At 79.3% G+C, this 1,186-nt stretch carries 1 protein-coding gene; it reads right to left on the bottom strand.

Annotated elements, in window-relative coordinates; all coding sequences use genetic code 11:
• Positions 1-66: 66 nt before the first annotated feature.
• Positions 67-1,186 (bottom strand): hypothetical protein (locus ACWJ6R_RS36705; protein ID WP_449066604.1); only part of this gene is annotated, 1,120 nt, incomplete at its 5' end.

The following is a 1,186-nucleotide window of genomic DNA, read 5'->3' as shown; positions in this document are numbered from 1 at the left end:
GGAACCGGCGGACGCCGATCCCCGGCGCCGGGCGCGCCGGGCCGGGCGGCGTCCCGCGCCCGCCCGCTACCCGCGTCTGGCCCGTACGGCCGCAGCCAGCGGGGTGTGCGGTCCCGCGGCGAGGATCAGCTCCTCCTGCAGGCGCCGCCTGGCCGCCGGGGTCAGCCGGTGGAACTGCGGGCCCGGCACGTAGCCCCCCGCCTCCTCACCCGCCTTCACCTGGGTGACCAGCCCCGCGTGGCGCAGGGTCCGCAGCGCGGCCTCCAGTTCGCCGACGGGCAGCAGGGTGTGCCGCCGCAGCTCCTCCGCCTGCGCGGGGAACGGCGACAGCCAGCTGTCGGCGGGCAGTAGGCCCTCGGCCCGGGGGATCGCCACCGAGTGGACCAGGACCAGCACCAGGACGGCCCGCTCGGCCTCGCCCAGGGCGGTGCCCGCCTCGGCCGCCACGTCGTCGGCGTAACCGGAGGTCCACGTCTCCCGGCCGGCGACCAGGACCCTGCCCCGGCGCCGGAGCATCTCCGCCAGCACCCGGCGGAGCACCGGGTCGCGCAGCGCGGGGAACCGGGCCTCGTGCACCGGCTCGGCGGCGTGCTCCACCGCCATGAACGCGGCGACGGCCTCCGCGCGGCGGCGCTCGTCGAACGGGGCGAGCAGGTCGTCGTCCGCGCCCTCGGGGAGGTCCAGGCTCGCGACCGCGTCGTGACGGGTCTCCCCGGCCACGGGCAGCACGGCCGGGACGCCCTCCTCGCCCGGACCGGGCAGGCGCCGCACCAGCTCGCGCAGCTGCGCGTGGGACGCGGCCGGCCAGGAGGCGCACCGGGGGCCGAGCCGTACGGTGCCGTCGGCCACCACCAGCCAGGCCGAGTCGTGCAGGCGGCGCAGGGCGCCGACGGCCCAGTTGCGCATGAGGTCGTCGGAGCGGCCGATCAGCGCCCGGTAGGCCGCCAGCACGTCGTCGACCGGCGCTGGCGTCCCCGGCCACGGGTCGGCGGCCGGGTCGCTCCAGCAGCACTTCAGAGCGGCGGCCAGCACCCGCCGGGTCTCCCCGGACCGTTCCACGGCCACCGGCGCGACCTGGTATTCGGCCAGGAGCGAGGGGGTCGCCCGTCCGGCCAGGCGGGCAGCGCCAGGCCGGTGCCGTCGCCGTGGCCAGCCGCGCCACTGCCCTGGGGCGCGGGCTCGCCGG

This window comes from Planomonospora algeriensis, from assembly GCF_977012225.1.
This window is presented reverse-complemented; position numbering and strand designations above follow the sequence as displayed.